Source organism: Streptomyces sp. NPDC000941, from assembly GCF_053599555.1.
In genome coordinates this window covers 20,593-28,020 of the sequence record NZ_JBSFMM010000147.1, presented here as the reverse complement: position 1 = coordinate 28,020, position 7,428 = coordinate 20,593, and the positions used below count along the sequence as shown (strand labels likewise).

Sequence of the window (7,428 nt, the reverse complement as noted above, 5' to 3'; positions counted from 1 at the left end):
GATCTCGCCCGCGTACAGCTTGCCGCCGAGCCGGCCGGACGCCTCCAGCACGGTCACCCGGGCCCCGCCGGTCAGCAGCCGATGGGCGGCCGCGAAGCCGGCCGGCACCGTCCAAGGCGCAGGGACCGCCCATGCCGCCGGGACCGCCCGCGCCGCCACGTCCACGGCGGGCACGGCCACCGCTGCCACGACCTCCGCGGCCACGGGCGTGCCGGGGGTGGCCGAGCCGCCGCTGGACCCGGCCGAGATGGTCGACCTGGTCGGGGACGCCGTCTCCGACCTCAACGCCGCGACGATCGCGGGCGCGCTGCGCGCCGCGGTGCGCGCGAAGTGGGGCGAGGAGCTGCCCACCCGCTTCGCGGTCATCGGGATGGGCCGGTTCGGCGGCCATGAGCTGGGCTACGGCTCGGACGCGGATGTGCTGTTCGTCCACGAGCCGCGCGAGGGCGTGGACGAACAGGAAGCCGCGCGCGCCGCGTTCGCCGTGGCCAACGAGATGCGGCGGCTGCTCCAGCTGCCCACCGTCGACCCGCCGCTGGCCATCGACGCCGATCTGCGGCCGGAGGGCAAGTCGGGCCCGCTGGTGCGCACCCTCGCCTCGTACGCCGCCTACTACCGGCGCTGGTCGCTGGTGTGGGAGAGCCAGGCGCTGCTGCGCGCCGAGCCGGTCGCGGGCGACCCCGAGCTCGGCGCCCGCTTCATCGAGCTGATCGATCCGCTGCGCTACCCGGCCGAGGGCCTGGGCGACGACGCGGTCCGCGAGATCCGGCGGCTCAAGGCCCGGATGGAGTCCGAGCGGCTGCCCCGAGGCGCCGACCCCACCACCCACACCAAGCTGGGCCGCGGCGGCCTGTCCGACGTCGAGTGGACGGTGCAGCTGCTCCAGATGCGCCACGGCTGGGCCGAACCGGGCCTGCGCACCACCCGCACCCGCGAGGCCCTGGCCGCCGCCCACGCCGCCGAGCTGATCGGCGCGGAGGACGCGCAGACCCTGGACGAGGCCTGGGTGCTGGCCACCCGCGCGCGCAACGGCATCATGCTGGTCCGTGGCCGCCCCGGCGACACGTTCCCCGGCGACAGCCGCGAACTGGCCGCGGTCTCCCGCTACTTGGGCTACGGGCCCGGTATGGTCGGCCAGATGCTCGACGACTACCGCCGTACGACGCGGCGGGCGCGTGCGGTGGTGGACCGGCTGTTCTACGACTACGAGGGCTGACGCAGGGACAGCACGAGATCGGTGATGCTCTCCACGTCCTTGAAGTGGGCGCCCGTCAGCTGGGCGGCCGGCACCAGGACACCGAGTTCGTCCCGCAGATGGGCCAGCAGCCGCGCGGTCCGGATCGAGTCCAGGATGCCCCAGGCCAGCAGCGGTGTGGTCGGGGTGATCTCGGCGAGGTCCGGATCGGCGACCAACTCGTTCCGGACATAGCCGAGAAGCGTGTCCAGCAGGGTCGAGCGTTCGGTGTCGGACATGGGCACTCCACGTGTTCAAGGGCGGCGGCAGGGCGGTCAGGCGCGGCGGTCAGGTGCGGCGGTCAGGTGCGGCGGTCAGGTGCGGCGGTCCGGCTCCCCCGTCCGCAACTCCCGTGCGAGGGCCGCGCGGTCGGTCTTGCCGTTGGGGCCGCGGGGGATGGCCTCGACGGTGTGCACCGCGTCGATGATCATGTAGCTGGGGAGCAGCGAGGCGCAGTGTTTCTTGAGGTCGAGCAGTTGTGGCCGCTGCCCGGGGTGCGGCACGACGACGGCGTGGAGCCGTGCCGCGTCGCTGCCGCCCGAGACGAGCACCACCACATCCCCGACCGCCGGATGCGCGCCGAGGGCGGCCTCCACCTCACCCGGTTCGACCCGGTGCCCGCGCACCTTCGCCAGGTCGTCGAACCGGCCGAGATACTCCAGATCGCCGTGGGCATCGCGGCGGCCGAGGTCCCCGGTCCGGTACGGGCCGTGGTGCGGCGGCCGGCCCCAGTAGCCCAGCATCACGGTCGGGCCGCTGACGACGATCTCGGCCGTACCGTCCGGCCGGGGCTCCAGGCGTACGTCGTTCCCGCAGCATCCGGTGCCGATCGGGAGCGGCGTCGTACGGACCAGGTCGGCGGCGGTCACCTCGTAGGACGTGCAGACATTGGTCTCCGTGGGGCCGTACCAATTGAGCAGCCGTACGCCGGGCCAGGCCGCGCGCAGCCGCTTGATGTCCTTGAGCGGGAAGGCTTCGCCCGCGAAGACGCAGGTGCGCAGGGACAGCGGCCCCCGGTCCAGCAGCCGCCCTTCGCGCAGCAACAGCAGGAACGCCGACGGCACCGAGTACCAGACGGTGATCCGCCGCTGGGCGAGCACATCGATGAGCTGGTCGGGGGCATGGGTCAAGGTGTCGGGGACGAGGTGCACCGAGGCCCCGGCCCGGAAGGCGCCGTAGAGGTCGAACACCGACAGGTCGAAGGTGAAGGGCGCGTGGTTGGCCAGCCGGTCGGCGGGCCGCAGGCGCAGCTTTTCGGCGGCCCAGTCGATGAAGGACAGCGCGTTGCGGTGGCTCAGGCAGACGCCTTTGGGCTCGCCGGTGGAGCCCGAGGTGTAGAGGATGTACGCGGGGTCGTCGGGTGCGGCGGGGTGGTGTGCGGGGCGTCGTCCCGGCTCGGCGGCGTCCCGCAGCGCGGTGCGGTCGACCACCGCGACCCGCGGACCGTCCAGGCCCGGGTCGAGGGCCAGGACGAGGTCCGGGTCCGCCGGGGCGGGGGCGTCGTCCAGGTCGGTCACCACCAGCGACGGGCGGCAGTCCGCGACGATCCGGCGGACCCGGCCGATCGGGTTGGACAGTGTCACCGGCACATAGATCGCCCCGATCCGCAGCACGGCCTGCATCAGCGCGACCACGTCGGCGCTCTTGCCCGTCCACAGCAGCACCCGGTCCCCGGGCCGCACGCCCGCGTCGAGCAGCGCCGCGGCGTACCGGTCGGCGAGCGCGTCGAGCCGGCCGTAGCTGAGGCCGCCGGTCATATCGTGGACGGCCGGCGCCTCCGGAGTGCGTTCGGCGGCCTCGACCACCAGTCGGTGCAGGCTCACAGTCCCAAGGCTCACAGCCCCATGCTCCTTGCGATCAACTGCCGCTGGATCTCGGAGGTTCCGGAGAAGACGGTCGTCGGGAGCGCGTCCCTGACCGTCGCCTCGATGCCTTCCTCGCGCAGATAGCCCCGGCCGCCGAACAGCTGCATGGCGTCCAGCGAACTGGCCACGGCCGCCTCGGAGACGGCCAGCTTGGACAGCGAAACCCACAGGGAGGCGTCCGGGTCGTCGCGGTCCAGCGCGTCGCACGCCCGGTAGAGCAGCAGCCGCCCGCTCTCCAGCCGCAGCTTCATATCGACGACGCGGTTGCTCACCGACTGGAACTCGGCCAGCCGCCTGCCGGACTGCCGGCGCTGCCGTACGTGCTCCGCACACCGGTCGAGCAGCCGCTGCTGCACTCCCAGATACACCGCGAAGAGGCAGGACCGCTCCCACCGCATGGAGTGCTGGAAGATCGCGCTGCCCTGGCCGGGGGCGCCGAGCACCTGCTCGTCCGGTACGAAGCAGTCGTCGAACGTCACCGCCGCGGCCGGACACGACAGCAGCCCCATCTTGTCCAGCGGCTGCCCCACGGCCAGCCCCGGCGCGCCACGCTCGACGACGAACGCGGTCACCCCCAGATGCCCGGCCCGCGGATCGGTGGTCGCGTACGTCACGAACACATCGGCCACCGGTCCATTGCTCACAAAGCTCTTTGTGCCGCTGAGCAGAAAACCGTCCGCGACCCGCCGCGCGGTCACCGTCAGCCGGGCGACATCCGAGCCGGATTCCGGCTCCGTCATGGCGTTTCCGGCGATCAGTTCCCCGGAGCACATTCGGGGGAGCAGCCGCTTACGCGTATCGGGTGGCGCGAAATCGAGGATCGGCATTCCGCAGGCGAACAGATGAGCGGCGGCGGCGAACAGAATTCCGGTGTCCGCGCAGCCGCGGCCGGCGGACTCGAAGACGAGCGCGGTGTCCAACGCGCCGAGCCCGCCGCCGCCTTCCGCCGTCGGCACGCTCGCCCCGAGCAGCCCCAGGGCGGCGAGTCGGGACCATTCGGCGCGGGTGTACGCCGTGTGCGCCGTGGCGGGCCATCGGCCCATTCGGGCCAGGACGCTTGCGCAACGGTCGCGTTGTTGTCCGCTGAGTGTGAAGTCCATGGGGCCGCCCTCCTGTTCCGGGAAAAGCGAATTTCAGGTGTAGCCGCAACGCTCGACGATCGCAAGGGAGGGGAAAAAGAAATTCACGGACTCCATCGCCGGCTGAGGTGTATTCGAGTTGGAAGCGACCGCCTCTCTTCCGCGTCGGCGTATATGGAGAAAAGCCGAACCGAAATTCACGGACAGGCGCGAAGGGGTGCACGTACATGCGGACATCGGATGTGTACATCGCCGCCGTCGGGACCTATCTGCCCGACAGCGTCAGCGTGACCGAGGCCGTCCGGCGGGGATGGCTGGACGCCGCGGAAGCGGAGCGCTCCGGTCTGCTGGGCGCGGCTGTCGCGGGCGACACCCCCGCGCCGGAGATGGGAGTCCGCGCGGTCCGTACGGCCCTGGGGCGCTGGGGCGGCGATATCTCGGAGCTGGGGCTGCTGCTCTACGTCGAGGGCTACCGCTGCGGCCCCGACGGCTGGCTTCCGCAGTCGTATGTGATGCGCGAGGCGGTCGGCGGCGATCTGCTGGCGGTGGGCGTACGGCAGGGATGCAACGGCGTCTTCGGCGCCCTCGAACTGGCGGCGGCGCACCTTCGGGGCGGCGGCAGCGAGGCGGCGCTGATCGTCGCGGCCGACAACATGGGCTCACCTCTGGTGGACCGCTGGCGGGCGAGCCCGGGCTATCTCCTCGCCGACGGCGCGGCAGCGCTGGTGCTCACCCGGTCCGCGGGCTTCGCCCGGCTGCTGTCCGTCAACTCCAAGGCCGTACCGGAGCTCGAAGCCCTGCACCGCGGCACCCAGCCACTGAATCCGTCCGGCTCGGCCCGGCCGGTGCCGCTCGACCTGGGCGCCAGGCAGCGGGAATTCCTCGGCGGTGACGACGCACCGAAGGACTGGATGCTGAGGGTGATGAAGGCTCAGGGCGAGCTGATGGCCCAAACCCTCGATGAGGCGGGCGTCGCCGCCGAGGACATGACCCGCGTCGTCACCGCCCATGCGAACCGGGAACTGGCCGATGCGTGGCTGTCCTCCCTGGGCCGCACCCTGGAGCAGTCCGCCTGGGGCTTCGGCCGCGGGGTGGGCCACCTCATGGCCGGCGATCAGCTGGTCTCCTTGGAGCATCTGCTCCTGGCCGGCGAGCTCTGCCCCGGCGACCGCGTCCTGATGGTCGGCTCCGGCCCCGGCCTGGGCATCGCGGCAGCCGTCGTGGAGCTCACCGCGCTTCCGCCGTGGGCACCCTGACCCGGCTGTTGACGGGAGGCGCTGACCGCGAGGGCGGCTGCGCCGCCGTACGACATGGACGGCATCTCAAGCGCGCGGCGTGAACCGGCAGGGCAGCCGCGTCATTCCGTGGATGGACGTCCCGGCCACGAACTCGGGCTCACCCGCCTCGATATCGGGCAGGACCCGCAGCAGTTCCCGGAAGAGGATCCTCAGCTGCGCCCTGGCGAGCTGGGCCGCCAGGCAGTAGTGCGCACCGCCACCGCCGAAGGAGAGCTGGGGGTTGGGGTCGCGGGCGAGATCAAAACGTCCCGGTTCGCGGAAGACGGCCGCGTCGCGGTTGCCCGAGGCGTAGAACATCACCACCTTGTCCCCGGCCGCGATATGCCGGCCGCCGAGCCGGGTGGGGGCCACCGCCGTACGGCGGAAGGTCAGCACGGGTGTGGCGTAGCGCAGGATCTCCTCCACGGCGGAGCCGATCCGGCCGTCGAGGTCGGCCAGCAGCCAGGCCCGCTGCTCGGGCAGGTCGGTGAGCAGCCTGAGCCCGTGGCCGATGGTCAGCGTCGTACTGTCGTTGCCGGCCAGGCACAGCAGCAGGAAGAAGTCGGCGATATCGGCGTCGGTCAGCCGGTCCCCGTCGACCTCGGCCTGGACCAGGACGGTCATCAGGTCCTGGGCCGGGCGGCCACGCCGTAACCCGGCCAGATTCAGGGCCATGTCGCGCAGTCTGCGGTGGCCCTCGACCAGCAGCTCCAACGGGCTCTGCTCGTGCCCGCCCTCCCCGTCCGTGCCGCTGATGCTCTGGGAGACCGTCGCGGCCACGGTGTCCTGCCATTCGCGGGGGATGCCCATCACATCGGAGATCACGCGCATGGGCAGCAGCGATGCGCAGTCCCGCATGAAGTCGGCGCTGCCGTCGGGGCGGTGGGCCAACTCGGCGACGATCCGCCGCGCGTGGGCCTCGATCCCTTGTCGCATCCCAAGGATGTGCCGCGGGGTGAAGGCGCCGCTGACCAGTCGCCTGATCTTGGTGTGCCGGGGCGGATCCATGGCGAGCAGGGACTGGGAGCCTTCGACCAGCCCCTCGGGGATGTTCTCGAGCAGCACACCGGCGGACGAGGCGAACAGATCGGTGCGGCGGCTGACCGTCACGATGTCCTCATGCCGGACGACGGCCCAAAAGCCCGTGTCGTCCGGGTCCGGCAGCAACCTCCCCTCCACCGGACGGTGCCAGGACACCGGCCGCTCGGCGCGCAGCAGGGCGAAGGACCGCTCCCGCTGCTCGGCGGTCTGCGACCAGAAGGCCAGGGACGACAGGTCCACGGAGTCATAGCGCTTCTCACCGGCGTGGGCGTCGCGTGGGGCATCCATCTTCCCTCCAAGGGCTGACCTGGGAGCGGCGGGTGCGGTTCACCGCCGATGGCGGACTGGGGGCCGGAGTGCTCGGCGAACCCCTTGTCCTCTGCCCGTCCCGTCCTGAGCGGCGGTCGACAACGATCGGAGCCCCCGCCGCGTCCGCGTACGCGTCCGCGTCCGCGTCCGCGTACGCGTACGTGTATCGGAACCGGCTCAGGCCCCGGCCGTCGTTTCCGCCTTGGCCTGGCACTGGTCGTACGCGGTGCGCGCGGCGGCGATCTCGCCCTGGTGGTCCTCGGTCCAGGTGACGAGCGCCTGGATGGTGTCGTGCAGCGTCGCGCCCAGCGGAGTGAGCTGGTAGTCCACGCGCGGCGGGACGACCGGATGCACCGTACGGCGCACCAGCCCGTCGCGCTCCAGATGGCGCAGCGTCACGGTCAGCATGCGCTGGCTGACCCCGTCGATCTCGCGCCGCAGCTCGGTGAAGCGCATGGTGCGGACGTCGAGCAGGGCGATGACGAGCAGCGACCACTTGTCGGCCACGCGGTCGAGGATCTGCCGGACCTCACAGCCCTCCCGGGTGTCCCACTGGCGGACGTTGTCGTCGTCGGTTCCCGTGCAGTGACTCGGTGACTTCAAAGTGCCTTCTTCCATGGGCG

General features: G+C 71.9%; 7 protein-coding genes and 1 pseudogene. 2 read left to right on the top strand and 6 right to left on the bottom strand.

The genetic code is table 11. The features are described 5' to 3' along the window. The coding region (locus ACWDSL_RS35830; RefSeq protein WP_450492122.1) for an FAD-dependent oxidoreductase at positions 1 to 189 on the bottom strand (189 nt) is incomplete at its 3' end. Positions 190 to 250: 61 nt separating this feature from the next. Between ACWDSL_RS35830 and ACWDSL_RS35825 the strand changes: the two are divergent. Continuing rightward, positions 251 to 1,216: pseudogene (locus ACWDSL_RS35825) on the top strand ([protein-PII] uridylyltransferase family protein); the annotation flags it as partial. Here the strand turns inward: ACWDSL_RS35825 and ACWDSL_RS35820 are convergent. From ACWDSL_RS35820 to ACWDSL_RS35810, 3 genes are all read right to left on the bottom strand, one after another. After that, positions 1,204 to 1,473 carry an acyl carrier protein gene (locus tag ACWDSL_RS35820; RefSeq protein ID WP_450492121.1) on the bottom strand — a complete coding sequence of 90 codons (270 nt, stop codon included), beginning with the start codon at positions 1,471 to 1,473 and terminating at the stop codon, positions 1,204 to 1,206. The pseudogene ACWDSL_RS35825 and the gene ACWDSL_RS35820 overlap by 13 nt on opposite strands. Before the next feature lie 75 nt (positions 1,474 to 1,548). Beyond that, positions 1,549 to 3,072, bottom strand: coding sequence for an amino acid adenylation domain-containing protein (locus ACWDSL_RS35815; RefSeq protein WP_450492120.1), 1,524 nt, complete (start codon positions 3,070 to 3,072; stop codon positions 1,549 to 1,551). Further along, positions 3,069 to 4,199 (bottom strand): acyl-CoA dehydrogenase family protein, encoded by a 1,131-nt coding sequence (locus ACWDSL_RS35810; protein ID WP_450492119.1) that lies wholly within the window; start codon positions 4,197 to 4,199, stop codon positions 3,069 to 3,071. Before ACWDSL_RS35810 ends, ACWDSL_RS35815 begins: the two co-directional genes overlap by 4 nt. A gap of 206 nt (positions 4,200 to 4,405) precedes the next feature. Here ACWDSL_RS35810 and ACWDSL_RS35805 point away from each other — a divergent pair, with 206 nt between their 5' ends. Continuing rightward, positions 4,406 to 5,434: a ketoacyl-ACP synthase III family protein gene (locus ACWDSL_RS35805; RefSeq protein WP_450492118.1), complete on the top strand. Its 1,029-nt coding sequence runs from the start codon at positions 4,406 to 4,408 to the stop codon at positions 5,432 to 5,434. Between the two features lie 66 nt (positions 5,435 to 5,500). On the opposite strand, the gene ACWDSL_RS35800 is transcribed toward ACWDSL_RS35805, so the two are convergent. After that, a complete protein-coding gene (locus ACWDSL_RS35800) occupies positions 5,501 to 6,784 on the bottom strand; it encodes a cytochrome P450 (protein ID WP_450492117.1) in 1,284 nt (427 codons plus the stop codon). A 198-nt stretch (positions 6,785 to 6,982) separates the two neighbouring features. After that, positions 6,983 to 7,423, bottom strand: coding sequence for a winged helix-turn-helix transcriptional regulator (locus tag ACWDSL_RS35795; protein ID WP_450492116.1), 441 nt, complete (start codon positions 7,421 to 7,423; stop codon positions 6,983 to 6,985). Positions 7,424 to 7,428: the final 5 nt, after the last annotated feature.